The 17,922-nt window shown below is 43.6% G+C and carries 15 protein-coding genes; all 15 read left to right on the top strand.

What is annotated here, in order from left to right; translation table 11 throughout:
- The first annotated feature begins 755 nt into the window (after nt 1-755).
- Nucleotides 756-3,434: a calcium-translocating P-type ATPase, SERCA-type gene (locus CE058_RS13035; RefSeq protein ID WP_163143158.1), complete on the top strand. Its 2,679-nt coding sequence runs from the start codon at nt 756-758 to the stop codon at nt 3,432-3,434.
- Nucleotides 3,435-3,611: 177 nt separating this feature from the next.
- On the top strand, nt 3,612-4,484 hold the full coding sequence (locus CE058_RS13040) for a YicC/YloC family endoribonuclease (RefSeq protein ID WP_048007922.1): 873 nt from the start codon (nt 3,612-3,614) through the stop codon (nt 4,482-4,484).
- 60 nt (nt 4,485-4,544) lie between these two features.
- On the top strand, nt 4,545-4,808 hold the full coding sequence (gene remA, locus CE058_RS13045; protein ID WP_026585597.1) for an extracellular matrix/biofilm regulator RemA: 264 nt from the start codon (nt 4,545-4,547) through the stop codon (nt 4,806-4,808).
- A gap of 10 nt (nt 4,809-4,818) precedes the next feature.
- Nucleotides 4,819-5,433, top strand: coding sequence for a guanylate kinase (gene gmk, locus CE058_RS13050; RefSeq protein WP_048007923.1), 615 nt, complete (start codon nt 4,819-4,821; stop codon nt 5,431-5,433).
- A 2-nt stretch (nt 5,434-5,435) separates the two neighbouring features.
- A complete protein-coding gene (gene rpoZ / locus CE058_RS13055; protein ID WP_048007924.1) occupies nt 5,436-5,657 on the top strand; it encodes a DNA-directed RNA polymerase subunit omega in 222 nt (73 codons plus the stop codon).
- Between the two features lie 196 nt (nt 5,658-5,853).
- Nucleotides 5,854-7,062, top strand: a complete 1,209-nt coding sequence (gene coaBC, locus CE058_RS13060; protein WP_163143161.1) for a bifunctional phosphopantothenoylcysteine decarboxylase/phosphopantothenate--cysteine ligase CoaBC — start codon at nt 5,854-5,856, stop codon at nt 7,060-7,062.
- Complete coding sequence (gene priA / locus CE058_RS13065; protein WP_163143164.1) at nt 7,059-9,473, top strand: primosomal protein N'; 2,415 nt, start codon at nt 7,059-7,061, stop codon at nt 9,471-9,473. Before coaBC ends, priA begins: the two co-directional genes overlap by 4 nt.
- Before the next feature lie 107 nt (nt 9,474-9,580).
- Complete coding sequence (gene def / locus CE058_RS13070; RefSeq protein WP_048007927.1) at nt 9,581-10,066, top strand: peptide deformylase; 486 nt, start codon at nt 9,581-9,583, stop codon at nt 10,064-10,066.
- Nucleotides 10,063-11,010, top strand: coding sequence for a methionyl-tRNA formyltransferase (gene fmt, locus CE058_RS13075; protein ID WP_163143167.1), 948 nt, complete (start codon nt 10,063-10,065; stop codon nt 11,008-11,010). Before def ends, fmt begins: the two co-directional genes overlap by 4 nt.
- Nucleotides 11,010-12,365 carry a 16S rRNA (cytosine(967)-C(5))-methyltransferase RsmB gene (rsmB, locus tag CE058_RS13080; protein WP_048007929.1) on the top strand — a complete coding sequence of 452 codons (1,356 nt, stop codon included), beginning with the start codon at nt 11,010-11,012 and terminating at the stop codon, nt 12,363-12,365. The genes fmt and rsmB overlap by 1 nt, the downstream gene beginning before the upstream one ends.
- Nucleotides 12,366-13,451 carry a dual-specificity RNA methyltransferase RlmN gene (gene rlmN / locus CE058_RS13085; protein WP_163143171.1) on the top strand — a complete coding sequence of 362 codons (1,086 nt, stop codon included), beginning with the start codon at nt 12,366-12,368 and terminating at the stop codon, nt 13,449-13,451.
- A 4-nt stretch (nt 13,452-13,455) separates the two neighbouring features.
- A complete protein-coding gene (locus CE058_RS13090) occupies nt 13,456-14,220 on the top strand; it encodes a Stp1/IreP family PP2C-type Ser/Thr phosphatase (RefSeq protein WP_163143174.1) in 765 nt (254 codons plus the stop codon).
- A complete protein-coding gene (gene pknB, locus CE058_RS13095) occupies nt 14,213-16,198 on the top strand; it encodes a Stk1 family PASTA domain-containing Ser/Thr kinase (protein ID WP_163143192.1) in 1,986 nt (661 codons plus the stop codon). Before CE058_RS13090 ends, pknB begins: the two co-directional genes overlap by 8 nt.
- A 15-nt stretch (nt 16,199-16,213) precedes the next feature.
- Nucleotides 16,214-17,095 carry a ribosome small subunit-dependent GTPase A gene (gene rsgA / locus CE058_RS13100; protein ID WP_048007932.1) on the top strand — a complete coding sequence of 294 codons (882 nt, stop codon included), beginning with the start codon at nt 16,214-16,216 and terminating at the stop codon, nt 17,093-17,095.
- A gap of 3 nt (nt 17,096-17,098) precedes the next feature.
- A complete protein-coding gene (gene rpe, locus CE058_RS13105) occupies nt 17,099-17,749 on the top strand; it encodes a ribulose-phosphate 3-epimerase (protein ID WP_048007933.1) in 651 nt (216 codons plus the stop codon).
- Nucleotides 17,750-17,922 lie beyond the last annotated feature (173 nt).

Below are 17,922 nucleotides of genomic sequence, written 5' to 3' on the forward strand. Positions count from 1 at the left end.
AGGCCCGCAGGACAAGGAAGGCTTCGTCAGCATAATCATCGCACGACCGAAAGCGACAGCTTTTGGGAGGATGCGGGTCATGCAGACGTTGCCACAGGACGTGGCGGTTTTAGTCTGCTTTCCTTCGTGGGCAAGGCGCTTCCGCTTTTCTAATTTTGTCTAGCTCCAAGCGCCATCGGCTCGAGGTCATAAGCCAATCCGTCCAAAAGGTTAAAAAACAACCTTTCAGCCGGCTCGTCTTATGCTTGTCGCCGATAAGCGGGCGCCTTCCGCTTTTCTAATATTGTCTAGCTCCAGGCGCCATCGGCTCGAGGTCATAAGCCAATCCGTCCAAAAGGTTAAAAAACAACCTTTCAGCCGGCTCGTCTTATGCTTGTTGCCGATAAGCGGGCGCCTTCCGCTTTTCTAATATTGTCTAGCTCCAGCGCCTACCCCCTCGAGGTCACAAGCCTGACCTCCCAAAAAGGCAAAGGACGCCTTTCCGGGAGCCCCGTCTTGTGCTTGTCGGGGGTGGGCAAGGCGCTTCCGCTTTTCTTTTTAATAATAGCATTTTTTTGGACAGGGCTGAATATGCTTTCTTTAGAGTGAGATTGGACAACTCTGCCTTGTTTTAGCAGAAGAGGAAAGTCTGCCATCTGGCGGATTCCCTTAAAGTCTGGCTGTGAGTGCCTACGGGATTTTTCTCGGTGATATTACCCTGCACCCAGGCACTCATGGCTTTTCTCAAACCACAAAGGAGGAAGTGTGATGTCCGGATGAAGTTCCATGAAATGAATGAAAGGGAGGTTGAGCAGGCCTTAAATACCGACATTAAGGCAGGCTTAACAGAGGACGATGTAAAAAAACGCCACAAACAATATGGCTTTAATGAATTGAAAGAGGGAGAAAAGCAGTCTGCTTTACTCTTATTTTTTAGTCAATTTAAAGATTTCATGGTTCTTGTTTTATTAGCTGCCACCTTGATTTCGGGGCTGCTTGGTGAATATATTGATGCGATTGCCATTATTGCAATTGTAATCTTAAATGGGTTTCTGGGCTTTTTTCAGGAAAGGAAAGCGGAAAAGTCGCTAAGTGCACTAAAAGAATTATCCGCTCCCCAAGTAATTGCTCTCCGGGAGGGAGAGTGGAAGAAAATCCCTTCCAAAGAAGTGGCAGTCGGGGATCTGCTTAAATTTTCTACGGGCGACAGAGTGGGTGCCGATGTAAGAATAGTAGAATCCAATAGCCTTGAGGTTGAGGAGTCTGCTTTAACGGGAGAGTCGCTGCCAGTTCAAAAGAGGACCGGATCCCTGAAAACGCCTAACCTCGCTATTGGAGATATGGAAAATATGGCTTTTATGGGTACAATGGTTACCCGCGGCAATGGATTGGGTGTAGTTGTCGGTACAGGGATGAATACCGCCATGGGACAAATTGCTGATCTTCTGCAAAACGCCGAAACCATGACAACACCGCTTCAGCGGAGATTGGAACAGCTCGGCAAAATCCTCATTACGGCAGCGATTTTCCTTACAGTTCTCGTTGTTGCGGCAGGTGTGATGCAGGGACAGGAATTATATACAATGTTCCTTGCTGGTGTCTCATTGGCTGTTGCGGCAATTCCCGAAGGGCTGCCTGCCATTGTCACGGTGGCGCTCTCGCTTGGTGTTCAAAGAATGATCAGGAAAAAGGCAATCGTACGGAAGCTTCCTGCAGTTGAAACACTTGGCTGTGCGTCTGTTATTTGTTCAGACAAAACCGGAACCATGACCCAAAACAAAATGACCGTTACCCATCTCTGGAGCGGAGGGAAAGAATGGAGAGTAGATGGAGTCGGGTATGAACCGCAAGGGCAGTTTTATCGAAATGAGAGCCAAATTGAACCGAAAAGTGATAAAGCGCTCCAGCAGATGCTGATGTTTGGCATGCTATGCAACCATGCGGAAATACAGCAGAAAAACAATGAGTTTGTGATTGACGGGGACCCAACTGAAGGTGCTCTCCTAGTAGCAGCCATGAAAGCTGGTTATAACAGGAGCAGTCTGCTGAATCAATTTCAGATTATTAATGAATTTCCGTTTGACTCTGCCAGAAAAATGATGAGTGTTGTGGTAAAGGATCATAATGGAAGACAATTTATTGTTACCAAAGGTGCTCCCGATGTCTTAGTCGGGAAAAGCGAATCGGTTCTTTGGGAGGGAAGGCGGCAGATTCTTTCGAGGGAGCTTTCAGGTGAAATTCAGGCAGCCATAGAAGATCTGGCTTCACAAGCATTGAGAACGATCGCGATTGGCTATAAAGAAATCCCATCTAAAAATGTCATTCTTGATGAAAAAGAGGCGGAGAAGGGATTAACTTTTATCGGACTGCAGGGGATGATTGATCCGCCAAGGCCGGAGGTTAAAGAAGCAGTCAAGGAGTGCAGGGAAGCAGGAATCAAAACGATCATGATCACAGGAGATCATGTGATAACAGCACAGGCCATTGCCAAACAGTTAGGCATTTTAACAGAAGGTTCCAAAGTACTTCAGGGCAAAGACCTGGCAGAGATGTCTGTAGAAGACCTGGAAGAAGTGGTTGAGGATGTCACAGTATTTGCCAGAGTATCACCTGAGCATAAATTGAAAATTGTCAAGGCTCTCCAGAATAGAGGTCATATCGTTGCCATGACAGGTGATGGAGTCAATGATGCTCCTGCCATTAAAGCAGCAGATATTGGCATTTCAATGGGCATTACAGGCACAGATGTTGCTAAAGAGGCATCTGCACTTGTATTGCTTGATGATAATTTTGCTACCATAAAAGCCGCGATAAAAGAAGGAAGAAATATATACGAAAATATTCGCAAGTTCATCAGGTATTTGCTGGCATCAAATGTTGGCGAGATTCTGGTTATGCTGTTTGCTATGCTTCTAGCCCTTCCACTGCCATTAGTGCCAATTCAGATTCTCTGGGTGAACCTCGTAACGGATGGACTTCCGGCAATGGCTTTGGGCCTTGATCAGCCTGAGGAAAATGTGATGAAGCGGAAACCAAGGAGCCCTAAGGAAGGTGTCTTTTCAAGAGGGCTTGGCTGGAAAGTGGTTTCAAGGGGATTTTTAATTGGCCTTGTGACATTACTGGCGTTTATTTTTGCCTACCGGGCAAATCCGGATCATCTTGCATACGCACAGACAGTAGCGTTTGCCACATTGGTAATGGCTCAGCTGATCCATGTATTTGATTGCCGAAGTGAAAAATCCGTGTTTTCAAGAAATCCATTTGGCAATAAATATTTAGTCTGGGCAGTCATCTCTTCCCTGGTTTTAGTGCTGATTGTCATATACTATCCGCCGCTTCAGCCAATTTTCCACACTGTCCCTATTGAATTGCGCGACTGGTTTATGATTACAGGACTCTCAGCCATTCCAACATTTTTACTTGCAGGCACATTTTTGGCAAGAAAAACAAAATAAAATATGTTATAATCCTTTAGGTAGTAGAGAAGAACTCTATTACCTTTCTTTTTTGCGCAAACATATAAATCTCCATCACTACTTGATTTTTATACATAAAATGCACAGGCACCATGCCGCTAACTGAAAGTAAGTGCTTTTTATAAGCTGTGCTTTTCCCAAAAGGAAGTGTGAGAAATGGCAGTAAGCATGACCGGTTATGGCAGAAGCAAGAAAGATTCCGGGCAAGGCTCCATTACGGTTGAAATCAAAACTGTAAATCATCGTTTTTCCGAATTTCAAATAAGAATGCCCAGACAGCTGATGCATATTGAAGACAAAATAAAGAAAAAGCTTAATAGGCATATCAAAAGAGGAAGAATCGAGGTTTTTATCACCGTTGACGGTGATGTCCTGGCCAGCAGGAAAGTAAATGTTGACTGGGAACTATTAGATGAATATTATCAATACATAACTGCAATTCAAGCAAAGTATCAAATTCAAACGGATTTATCCATCGGGGATGTCATTCGTGAAGAATTAATTGGCATTGAAGAGAAAGAGTCCGGCAATGAGGAAATGAGCCAGCTGGTACTTTCTGCTGCTGAAGAGGCATGCCTGCAGTTAATGCAAATGAGGAAAGCAGAGGGCGATGAGCTGGAAAGAGATCTTCGCAGCCATCTTAATCTTTTAAGCAATAGTGTCAGCAAACTGAGAGAGTATGCGCCAAAGGTTGCTCAGCTTTACCAGGAAAGATTGCATAAGCGTATGAAGGAATTTCTTGATGGCCAGGTGGATGAACCGAGAATTTTGACAGAGGTAGCAGTTTTCGCTGATAAAGCGGATATCAGTGAAGAACTGATAAGGCTGCAAAGCCATATAAGCCAGTTTGAGCATACACTTCAGCTTACAGATCCGGCAGGCAGAAAGCTGGACTTTATTCTGCAGGAAATGAACCGGGAGGCCAATACGATCGGCTCCAAGGCAAATAGTGCAGATATAGCTGCCGAAGTCGTAGAAATAAAGAGTTTATTGGAAAAAATGAAGGAACAGGTTCAAAATATTGAATAGCAGTTGTTTAGATTCCGGCTCTGGGGGTCAAACTAAATAACTGATGATTGGAGGACCCAAATGTCAATTAAGCTGATCAATATCGGTTTTGGCAATATTGTATCTGCCAACCGGATTATATCAATAGTCAGTCCCGAATCTGCTCCTATAAAACGGATTATTCAGGACGCGCGGGACCGGGGCTCTTTAATAGATGCTACATATGGCAGGCGCACCCGTGCTGTTATCGTTATGGACAGTGACCATGTCATTTTGTCTGCGGTCCAGCCGGAAACCGTCGCACACCGATTAAATGACCGTGATGAAATTATTGAGGAAGGGTAGGATTTTATAAATGAAAGAAAAAGGGTTATTGATCGTTCTATCCGGACCCTCAGGTGTAGGAAAAGGAACAGTAAGAAAAGAGATATTTGCACAGTCTGATACTGCGTTTGAATATTCTATTTCAATGACAACGAGATCTCCCAGAGAGGGAGAAGTCAATGGAGTTGATTATTTTTTCAAAACGCGTGAGGAGTTTGAAGAGCTCATCAGGCAGGATAAGCTGCTTGAATATGCAGAGTTTGTCGGGAACTACTACGGAACACCGGTTGATTATGTAAGAGAAACACTCGACCGCGGCAAAGATGTTTTCCTTGAAATTGAAGTTCAGGGTGCCCGCCAGGTACGCGAGAAATTTCCGGACGGCCTGTTCATCTTCCTGGTTCCCCCTAGTCTGTCAGAGCTTAAGAACCGTATCGTGACGAGAGGGACAGAGACAGAAGATATCATCAACAATCGCATGAATGCAGCGAGAGAAGAGATTGAAATGATGAATCTATATGATTATGTTGTAGAGAATGATCAAATCGATCTGGCCTGTGAAAGAATAAAATCCATAGTGGTAGCTGAACACTGCCGCAGGGAACGTGTCGAACCTAAATATAAAAAAATGCTGGAGGTAGAATAAATATGCTTTATCCTTCTATTGATTCTCTAATGACAAAGATTGACTCCAAATATTCACTTGTTTCTGTTGCTGCCAAGCGTGCCCGCAAGCTTCAGCTTAATGCCAGACCGCAGCTTGAAAAATACAAATCACATAAAAATGTGGGCAAAGCACTTGAGGAAATACATGCAGACCAGCTTCATTACCGCCTGGGCGAAAAAACAGCCAATGAATCATACGAGTGAAATCGCTGAATAACAACCTTTCAAAAGGTTGTTATTTTTGTTTTAGGTTTTATTAGATGAAAATTCACTGCTCTTCTTGCATAATAAAACTATCATAAAAGCTATTTGCCATTAATGGCCAGTCTTTATATAAAAATAAATAGCCAGGCCGTTTTTCATAGAGAAGAATTATTTTTGAGATTGGTGGGGTCATATAATGCTGACTGGAAAGAAGATATTATTATGTGTAACCGGTGGAATTGCTGTTTATAAAGCTGCAGCCTTAACAAGCAAACTGACACAGGCCGGAGCGCAGGTGAAAGTTATCCTAAGTGAATCGGCTGTTAACTTTGTTGCACCATTAACTTTTCAGGCCCTTTCAAGACATGATGTTTACACAGACACTTTTGATGAAAAAGACTCGAAGGTTATTGCGCACATCGACCTGGCTGATTGGGCCGATTTAATTCTTGTTGCCCCGGCTACAGCAAATGTGATCGGGAAGCTTGCCAATGGAATTGCAGATAATATGATCACAACAACCCTTTTGGCTGCATCATCACCGATTTGGATTGCCCCTGCAATGAATGTGCATATGTACAGCCATCCCGCTGTCCAAAAAAACATTGAAACCTTATATGGTTTTGGCTGCAGATTCATAGAGCCTTCAGAAGGGTATCTTGCATGCGGCTATGTTGGAAAAGGCAGGCTTGAAGAGCCTGAGAAAATTACAGAAATAATCAGTGAATTTTTCAAGCCTTCCAGATTGGAGCTTTCTGGCCGAAAAGTGGTCATAACTGCGGGCCCAACGAGAGAAAAAATTGATCCTGTCCGTTATATTACGAACCATTCTACGGGGAAAATGGGCTATGCAATAGCGGAAGCTGCCGTCTCTTCAGGTGCTGAAGTTGTATTAATATCCGGCCCGGTTTCAATTAACGCGCCTGCCGGATTAAAACTGATAAAGGTGGAATCTGCTGAAGAAATGTATCAAGCGGCATTAAATGAATTTGATTATGCCGATGTTGTCATAAAGACAGCTGCAGTCTCCGATTATCGTCCAAAGGTGGCTTCTGCGCAAAAAATGAAGAAACAGCCCGGGGATGAAGTATTGGAGCTTGAAAGAACAAAGGACATATTGTTCGAGCTGGGACAAAAAAAGGAGAAGCAAATCCTGATAGGGTTTGCGGCTGAAACCGAACAGGTCGAAGAGTATGCAAAGGGCAAGCTAATGAAGAAAAACGCCGATATGATCGTTGCCAATAATGTAACTGCTGAAGGTGCGGGTTTTGGAACTGACACTAATATTGTTACATTATTTAAAAAGGATGGGTCGTCGGAAAAACTTCCGCTAATGTCTAAAAAAGATGTTGCCGTGAAAATTCTTGAAGAAGCCTCGAAGCTGCTAAAGGATGAGCATGAATGAATATAGCCAGTGTAATTGTCGATGTTCCTGCCAAACAGACTGACCGGGCATTTGACTATAAAATACCCTCTCATCTGAAAGGTGTCATTTTCCCCGGTATGAGGGTGGTTGTTCCATTTGGGCCGAGGAAAATACAGGGGTTTGTTACAGGATTAAAAGCAGTGTCAGATTTTCAGCAGTTAAAATCCATTTTAGAGCCGATGGATTTAAATCCAGTTCTTAATCAGGAGCTTTTGAATCTTGGTGAATGGCTGACAGAAAAGACTTTATGCTACAAAATTTCAGCCTTTCAGGCAATGCTGCCTGCAGCATTGAAGGCGAAATATGAAAAGAAGCTTGTTATGGCGGAAAATGCAGATCGTAAGCTGCTCCCAGAAAAAGTATGCACACTTTTTCAGAATGCTGAAGAAATTACCTGGGACGATGCAGTAAAGGGCGGTGCTTTACCGCTTCTTCAGAAGGAAGCATCCAATGGAAATATCGAAATTATTTACCAGGTAAAAGAACGGGTGAAAAAGAAAAAAGTCAAGCAGGTGTTTGCGGCCGCTCCTTCTAAAGAGCTTGCTGATTACCTTCAAAACCTTCCAGGCAATGCAACTAAGCAAAAGGAAGTGCTGGAGTATTTTCTTCAGGAGGAAGGCTCGGTCGATCAGAAAGAGTTATTTTCCTTGCTTGGAATCACCTCCTCCACGTTAAAAGGGCTTTTGCAAAAAGGACTGCTTGGCCAGAAAGATGTGGAAATTTACCGCAATCCTTTTGGAGACCGTGAATTCGAAAGAACCGAACCGCTCTCTTTGACCGAAGGACAAAGAAAAGCCATCATCCCCATCCTTAATTCCATTGAAGATAACAGGCATGAAACCTTTTTGCTTTATGGGGTAACAGGGAGCGGGAAAACGGAGGTTTATCTTCAATCCATCCAGAGGGTGCTTGAGGATGGCAAAGAAGCCATTGTCCTTGTTCCTGAGATTTCTTTAACTCCTCAGATGGTCAAACGCTTTAAAGGAAGGTTTGGCGATCAGGTTGCGGTCATGCACAGCGGCCTGTCAGCGGGAGAAAAGTATGATGAATGGAGAAAGATTCAGCGGAAGGAAGTCAAGGTTGTAGTCGGTGCCCGGTCGGCGATCTTTGCCCCATTTGAAAACCTTGGAATTATTATAATTGATGAAGAGCACGAAACCAGCTATAAGCAGGAAGAAAACCCAAGATACCATGCAAGGGACGTTGCCATCAAAAGAGCTGAAAATCATAATTGTCCTGTGGTGCTCGGCAGTGCAACTCCTTCATTGGAATCTTTCGCGCGGGCACAAAAAGGAGTTTACCATCTCCTCACTCTCGAAAACAGAATGAACAATCAGGCTCTCCCTGCCGTTGATATCATTGATATGCGGGAAGAGCTGCGTGAAGGGAACCGGTCTATGTTCTCAAGGAAGCTCCTTGAAAAAATAAAAGACCGTCTTGGAAAAAAAGAGCAGATCGTATTATTTTTAAATAAAAGAGGGCACTCCTCATTTGTTATGTGCAGGGACTGCGGATATGTAATTAATTGTCCGCATTGTGATATTTCTTTGACCTATCATCGTTATAACCAGCAGATGAAATGTCATTACTGCGGATATGAGGCATCGGTTCCAAATGCATGCCCGGAATGTGAAAGTGAGCATATCCGCTATTTTGGGACCGGTACGCAGAAAGTGGAAGAGGAATTGGCAAAGATTCTGCCGGAAGCGAAGGTAATCCGGATGGATGTCGACACCACCAGCAGGAAGGGTGCACATGAAAAGCTCCTCGATCAATTCCAGGAAGGACATGCAGATATTCTTCTTGGGACCCAAATGATTGCTAAAGGCCTTGATTTCCCTAATATTACTTTAGTGGGCGTACTCTCGGCAGACACGATGCTGCACTTGCCTGATTTCCGCTCTTCTGAAAAAACCTTCCAGCTGCTGACACAGGTAAGCGGGCGAGCTGGGAGGCATGAATTAGAGGGTGAGGTAATCATTCAGACCTACACTCCTGAACATTATAGTATTGAGCTGGCGGGGGAGCAGGATTACGATAAATTTTACGATAGAGAAATGATGGTCCGCAAAATCCATAGATATCCTCCTTTCTTCTATATCTCCCTTGTCACAGTCAGTCACGAGGAATTAATGAAGGCTGTTTCTGTAACCGAGAAGATCACGCAGTACATTCAGTCAAAATTATCTGCAGAGAGCATTGTTCTTGGTCCGGTTGCCTCTCCAATACCGCGGATCAATAATAGATATCGGTATCAATGTCTGATAAAATACAAACGGGAGCCGGAACTTGGCCAGACGCTGAAAAAGATCCTGGATAATTACCAGCAGGAAATTTCTGCCGGGGGCCTAACCGTCTCAATTGACCTGAATCCATATATTTTAATGTAGTTTCTAAAAAAGCCAGCTTTTAGAAGGAGTGCATTAATTCGCATCTGCTTTTCTGGTTATGAATAAACCCAAATTGGTTGAAAATAGATAAAAATGGAGGAAACGTTTTGGCGGTAAAAAAAATTGTTACTTATCCGGCTGAAATTCTGGAGGCAGAATGCGAACCAGTTAAAGTCTTTGATAAGAAGCTTGGCAAATTGTTAAATGATATGTATGATACGATGCTTGAATTCGATGGTGTCGGGCTTGCTGCTCCGCAAATTGGGCAAAAGCTGCAAATTGCCATTGTTGATATAGATGATGAGTTTGGAACAATTGAAATGATCAATCCGGAAATTCTTGAAACGGATGGGGAGCAGACAGGCCCTGAGGGATGCTTGAGTTTTCCGGGGTTATATGGTGAAGTTACAAGGCCTGAATATGTCAAAATAAAGGCGCAGGACCGCAAAGGGAAATTTTTTACCCTGGAGGCTGAGGATTTCCTGGCAAGAGCGATCCTCCATGAATTTGATCATTTGCATGGGGTGCTATTTACCTCAAAAGTAACAAGATACTTGAATGAAGAAGAGTTGGAAGGATTGGAAGCTGAATGACAAAAATCGTTTTTATGGGCACACCCGATTTTTCAGTGCCGGTACTAAAGCAAATAATAGACGACGGATATGAAGTGATCGGAGTGGTTACTCAGCCTGACAGGCCGGTTGGAAGGAAAAAAGTCCTTACTCCCCCTCCTGTAAAAGTCGAAGCTGAAAAACAGGGCATCCCTGTGTATCAGCCCGAAAAAATCCGCCAGCCGGATGAATTGGAGAAAGTACTTGCTCTTAAGCCCGACCTTGTTGTCACAGCAGCGTTTGGGCAAATTTTGCCCAAGGAGCTTCTGGATGCGCCTAAGTATGGCTGTATAAATGTACATGCATCATTGCTTCCGGAATTGCGTGGCGGTGCACCCATTCATTACTCCATTCTGCAGGGAAAAGAAAAAACAGGTATCACCATTATGTATATGGCTGAAAAGCTGGATGCCGGCGATATATTAACACAAGTTGAGGTGCCGATTACTGAAACAGATACAGTGGGCACTCTTCACGATAAACTTAGCGAGGCAGGATCCAAGCTTTTGTCTGAAACCCTGCCGAAACTGCTGAATGGCGAACTGAATCCCATTAAGCAAAATGAAGAAAAAGCCACTTTTGCCTATAACATTAAAAGAGAACAGGAAAAAATCGACTGGAGCAAAACCGGAGAAGAAATTTATAACCACATTAGAGGTTTAAACCCCTGGCCGGTTGCTTATACAACATTTGACGGCAAAGTGGTTAAAATCTGGAATTCAAAGAAAGTCAAACATGCTAAGAGCGAAGAACCGGGAACAATCATCAGGCTTGAGGAAGACGGGATCGTTGTGGCATCAGGGAATGATACAGCCGTTAAAATAACTGAACTGCAGCCTTCAGGAAAGAAAAAGATGCCGGCAGAACAATTTTTAAGAGGTGCAGGATCCAATCTGACTGCCGGTGGCCGTCTGGGAGACTTATAATGAAAAAACTACAGACGAAAAATGTTAGAGAAACGGCAATGGAGCTTCTTGAGGCCATAGAAAAAAATCAGTCCTACAGCAATCTTTTACTGAATAACGCCATAAAAAAGAATGAAATTGACCAGAAGGACATTGGGCTGCTTACCGAACTGACATATGGTACCCTTCAGCGCCGGATGACACTCGATTTTTACCTGAAGCCCTTTTTGGCAGGCAATAAAAAAATCGAAAGCTGGGTAAATCAGCTCTTAAGGCTGACACTGTATCAGATGGTTTATCTTGATAAAATTCCTGACCGGGCAGCAATTTACGAGGCAGTAGAAATAGCAAAACGAAGAGGGCATAAAGGGATTTCCGGCATGGTCAACGGTGTGCTGAGAAACATTCAGAGGAAGGGGCTTCCGGATCCTGAGCAAATTGAGGACAGGGTGAAGCGCCTCTCCATTGAGACCAGCCATCCCGAATGGCTTGTAAAAAGATGGTCCGATCAGCTGGGATTTGAAGAAACAAAGAAAATGTGCGAAATAAACTTAACTGCCCCGCTGCAGACGGCAAGGGTAAATGAGGTAAAGGCTTCAAGGGAGGAGTGCCTGTCACTTCTTCAGGAAGAGGGATTTGAAGTGGAGCCAAGTCCGTTTATTCCAGTTGCCATTAAATGTTTAAGAGGCAATTTGGCCAATTCCCGTGTATTTAAAGAAGGACTGATTACTATTCAGGATGAAAGCTCCATGCTTGCTGCTTATGCTCTTGGAGGAAATCCCGATGAGAAGATTCTGGATGCCTGTGCAGCTCCGGGAGGAAAAACGACACATATAGCAGAAAAACTGCAAAATACCGGTCAGGTCATTTCACTGGACCTTCACGAGCATAAAGTAAAGCTGATCAATGATAATGCCGATAGACTGGGACTAACAAATATTAAGACAAATGCCCTTGACAGCAGAAAAGTCCAGGAGCATTATGAAAAAGAATCTTTTGACCGCATTTTAGTGGATGCCCCATGTTCAGGCCTTGGAGTTATGAGAAGAAAGCCTGATATGAAATATACCAAAAAAGAAGAAGATTTATATCACCTCCATAAGATTCAGAGGAATCTATTGGATGCCGTTTCACCTTTACTGAAAAAAGGTGGTATTCTTGTTTATAGTACATGTACAGTGGACAAAGAAGAAAATCAGCATGTTGTTCACGCGTTTTTAAAGGACAATGCGGAATTTGAGGGAGATCTATCTGTTCAGGAGCGGATGCCTGATGCAATTGCTTCTTTAATAGATGGCTTTGAACTGCAGGTTTTACCGCAGGATATTGGTTCGGACGGGTTTTATATTTCCTGTCTGAGAAAGAAGGTGCAATAAATGGAACAAAATACAGCAGAGAAAATTACAGCAGCAGAACAAAAACCATCCATTTATACTTTACAGCTTCATGAGCTGAAGGAATGGCTAAAAGAAAATAATGAGAAAGCCTTCAGGGCTGAGCAAATATTTGATTGGCTTTACACAAAGAGGGTCACATCATTTGAGGATATGACGAATCTGTCAAAAGGGCTGAGGGACACGCTATCAGCAAAATTTTCACTGACAACCCTTAAAACGATCATCCAGCAGGAGTCTGCTGATGGGACAATAAAATTCTTATTTGAGCTTCATGATGGCTATTCAATTGAAACTGTACTGATGAGGCATGACTATGGGAATTCAGTATGTGTAACCACTCAGGTGGGCTGCCGGATCGGATGTACATTCTGTGCCTCCACATTAGGCGGATTAAAACGTAATCTTGAAGCAGGAGAAATCGTTGCTCAGGTCGTAAAAGTACAACAGGCACTTGATGAAACAGATGAACGGGTCAGCTCAGTTGTCATTATGGGTATAGGTGAACCTTTTGATAATTATGACAGCATGCTCTCATTCCTTAAAATTATCAACCATGATAAAGGGCTGAATATAGGCGCACGCCATATAACTGTTTCGACAAGCGGAATCATCCCGAAAATTTATAAATTTGCAGATGAAAATATGCAGATTAATTTCGCGATTTCCCTACATGCCCCAAACACCGAAATCAGGAGCCGCCTGATGCCTATAAATAGAGCTTATAAGCTGCCGGACCTTATGGATTCAATCAGGTATTATATAAATAAGACAGGCAGACGTGTAAGCTTCGAATATGGCTTATTCGGAGGGGTAAATGATCAGGTTGAACACGCTGAAGAGCTCGCAAAGTTAATAAAAAATGTTAAGTGCCATGTTAACCTGATTCCAGTAAACTATGTGCCGGAACGGGATTATGTAAGAACACCCAAGGATCAGATTTTTGCTTTTGAAAAGACATTGAAGAATCACGGCATTAATGTAACCATTCGCAGGGAGCACGGTCACGATATAGATGCAGCATGCGGACAACTTCGTGCAAAGGAGCGAAAAGAGGAGACGAGGTGACAGAATGAAAGCTGTTTTCATGACAGATAGAGGCAAAGTCAGGCAGCATAATGAAGATAATGGCGGCATCTATGTGAACAGCAGCGGTCAGCGCCTTGCCATCGTAGCAGATGGCATGGGCGGCCACCGTGCTGGCGATGTGGCAAGCGAAATGACTTTAACAAGTTTAAAAGGATTCTGGGATCAGACAGATGACTTTCAGACTGCTGATGAGGCTGAAGGATGGCTGCAGAAGCATATTGCAGAGGTCAATACCATCCTTTATGAACATTCAAAAGTGAATGAACAATGCGAAGGTATGGGCACTACTGTTGTTGCTGCCATATGTACCGACCGTTTTGCGACGATTGCGAATATCGGCGACAGCAGATGTTATATTTTAAATGAGTCAGGTTTTCAGCAGCTGACGGAAGACCATTCCCTGGTGAATGAACTTGTAAGGTCAGGGCAGATTACAAAGGAAGATGCCGAGCATCATCCAAGAAAAAATGTGCTGCTGAGAGCATTGGGAACGGAAGCAGCTGTTGAGATGGATATTAAAACTATTACATTCGAAGAAGGCGACCTATTATTATTATGCTCTGACGGATTGTCCAACAAGGTATCTGTGGCAGAAATGAGCGAAATCCTCAAAAGTGAAGGTGCACTGGAAGAAAAAGCTACAGTGCTGATTGATAAGGCCAATGATAATGGCGGCGAAGATAATATTACGCTCGTGATTGCTGAGTATTATGAAAGCAATGAGAGCGGGATGATAAATGATGATTAAGGGAAGAAGATTAAGCGGCCGCTACAGAATTATTGATATGATTGGCGGAGGAGGCATGGCGAATGTCTACCTGGCCCATGATATGATTCTTGATCGTGATGTAGCCGTGAAAGTGCTTCGGATGGACTTTGCCGAAGATGAAGAATTTATCCGCCGTTTTCATCGTGAAGCCCAGTCTGCTACCAGCTTAGCCCACCCGAATATCGTCAATATCTATGATGTTGGCGAGGAGGACTCAATCTATTATATTGTGATGGAATATGTAGATGGACAAACGTTAAAACAATACATACAGCAAAACAGCCCTATTCGGATAGATGATGCCCTGGAAATTTTGAAACAGCTGACCTCAGCCATATCTCATGCACATCAAAACCATATCATACACCGGGATATTAAACCGCATAATATTTTGATAGATAGGCATGGTAATGTTAAGATTACTGATTTTGGAATTGCCATGGCACTAAGCGCTACGAGCATAACCCAGACAAATTCAGTGCTGGGCTCTGTTCATTATCTTTCTCCTGAACAGGCTAGAGGGGGAATGGCCAACAGAAAGTCTGATATCTATTCCCTTGGCATTGTTATGTTTGAGCTTTTGACAGGCAGGCTTCCTTTCTCGGGTGAATCTGCGGTATCAATAGCACTCAAACACCTGCAATCGGAGACACCTTCCCTGAAGAGATGGAATCCATCCATACCGCAAAGTGTTGAAAATATCGTTTTAAAAGCGACCGCTAAAGATCCTTTTCACAGGTATGATACCGTTGAAGAAATGGAAGAAGATATCAGAACAGCTCTTGAGCCCGAAAGACTGCATGAAAAAAAGTTCATAGTGCCAATTGACGATGATGCTACAAAAGCTATACCTGTTATTACAGATGACCGCCCATATCAAAGTATGGACGAAACCCTTGTGCATGCAAAGGATCCCAAGGGAGATACTCAGCCTGTGGCAAATCCTCTCCCTGAAAAGAAGAAGAAAGAAAAAAAGAAGAAAAAGAAATGGCCGATAATCCTGGTATCAGTCTTTTTATTTCTGATTGTGACAGGGATCCTGGCCATAACCGTTTTTCCTGATCTGATGGAGCCAAAGGATGTTCAGGTTCCGGATGTATCCGGCAAAGAGGTGGAAGATGCAGTAGCAGAGCTGATTGCCGCAGGGTTTACGGTTAGGGATACAAAGCCGATCAGTGATCCGGATGTTGAAGAAGGCCTGGTAGTTAAAACAGATCCGAAAGCAGGCAGAACTGTCAAAGAGGGAACCTCCATTGATATCTATGAAAGCTCCGGCAAAGAAAAATTTGAATTAGCAGATTACCAGGGCAGGCAATATGATGATGTTGTCCGCCTGCTTGAAAGCAAAAATTTTAAAAGCATTGAAAAAAACGAAGAAACCGATGATAGTGAGCCGGCTGGGACCATCCTGGATCAAAACTTATCAGAAGGCGACCTTGTCGTTCCAGAGGATACGGAATTGATTTTCACTGTGAGCAAAGGACCGGCGCCAATAGCATTAAAAGATTTACGCGGCTATAACGAAAAGGGTCTGCAGGAGTACGAAGAATCCTCCGGATTGAAAGTAGAATATGGGGAAGAAGAGTACCATGAGGAAGTCCCTGAAGGGCTGGTTATCAAACAGGACCCGGCACCAGGTACAAATCTGACAAGGGGACAGAAGGTGACGGTGGTTCTTTCAAAAGGAAAAAAAGAACTCCTTCCTAAGACCGAAAATATTGAGATCAGCATTCCATATGAGCCTGCCGCCGAAGGTGAGCCCAATGAAGTTCAGATTATCATTAAGGATTTGAATAATACAGGTTCTGAACCAATGCATACAGAGCTGATATATGAAGATGTGGTAATACCAATTGATCTGACAATCGCTCCTGGACAGAATGCCTCTTATAAGGTTCTGCGCGATGGCCAGGTTTTTGAGGAAAAGGAAATACCATATCCGGATGAAGAATCATAAGCAAGGAGTGTTGCTATGCCTGAGGGCAAAATTATTAAAGCCATAGCAGGGTTTTATTATGTATTAAGCGGAAATGAAACCATTCAGTGCCGCGGACGCGGAGTTTTCAGGAAAAATAAAGTTACACCGCTTGTCGGTGATGAAGTAGTGTTTCAGGCAGAAAGTAATACAGAAGGTTACATCTTAGAAGTAAAGGAACGGAAAAATGAGCTGATTCGTCCGCCGATTGCCAATGTTGATCAGGCCATTCTTGTATTTTCAGCTGTTGAACCGGGCTTTAGCACCTCTCTTCTAGATCGTTTCCTAGTGCTGGTTGAATTCAATCATATAAAGCCGCTTATCTGCATTACTAAAATTGACCTCGCAGATGAAAATGAGTATAGGGAAATTCAGCAATATGCATCTGATTACCGCAAAGCCGGCTATGATGTTTTGCTGACATCCTCTGAAACAGAAGAAGGCGTTAAAGATCTGATGCCCTATCTGGAAGGTGAGATATCTGTTTTTGCCGGACAGTCAGGTGTAGGGAAATCTTCTTTGTTGAACGTTCTAAGACCGGACCTGGAGCTGAAAACAAATGATATTTCTTCGCATTTGGGCAGGGGAAAGCATACGACCAGGCATGTAGAGCTGATCGAGGTTGGAAAAGGGCTTGTTGCTGATACCCCGGGATTCAGCTCCCTCGAATTCACTGATATCGAATTGGAGGATCTCAATTATTGCTTCCCTGAAATTCAGGAGAAAAGTGAACTTTGCAAATTTAGAGGATGCCTGCACATGGCTGAGCCTAAATGCGCTGTAAAAGCCGCCTGTGAAAACGGTGAAATTCCATCCTACAGGTATGAACACTACAAAACCTTTCTGCAGGAAATCAAAGATAGAAAGCCGAGGTATTAATTTATGGTAAAAATCGCACCTTCTATTTTATCGGCAGACTTTTCTAAATTGGGAGAAGAGATTAAAGATGTTGAACGCGGCGGCGCTGATTATATCCACGTTGATGTAATGGACGGCCATTTTGTGCCGAATATTACAATTGGTCCATTAATTGTGGATGCCATCCGTCCTGTAACAAAGCTGCCCCTTGACGTTCATTTGATGATAGAAGATCCGGATAGTTACATTGAGGCATTTGCTAATGCGGGGGCCGATTACATCACTGTTCATGCAGAAGCATGCAGGCATCTCCACAGAACGGTTCATTTTATTAAATCCTTTGGTGTTAAGGCAGGAGTGGTTCTTAATCCAGCTACACCAGTTAATATGATAGAGCATGTTATTGAAGATATTGATATGGTATTGCTTATGTCTGTTAATCCCGGTTTTGGAGGGCAGAAATTCATCCCATCCGTTCTTCCGAAGATTGCAGCCGTAAAAAAATTGGCTGACGCAAAAGGCCTAAACATTGAAATTGAAGTGGACGGCGGAGTAAATGAAGAAACAGCGCAATTGTGCATTGAAGCTGGAGCCAATGTGCTGGTTGCCGGGTCGGCGATTTATAATCAGAAAGACAGAGCAGCGGCGATTGCTGCTTTAAAGGGTTCGCAATAAAGTGAAACTTCAATCAGTGGGGGTTTTCCTTATCCCCCACTGATTGTTAGTCGCGTTCTAGTGTCGCTAAGGTCTCCACTATCGCTTCGATCAATCGACACTACGAACCCGATTGGTTCAACTAAGCCTCCGCCTGCGCGTCGGCAAGGGTCACTGTATCTCGCCAATGGGTC

Source organism: Bacillus sp. 22-7, assembly GCF_010628845.1.
GTDB classification, from domain to species: domain Bacteria; phylum Bacillota; class Bacilli; order Bacillales; family Cytobacillaceae; genus Cytobacillus; species Cytobacillus firmus_B.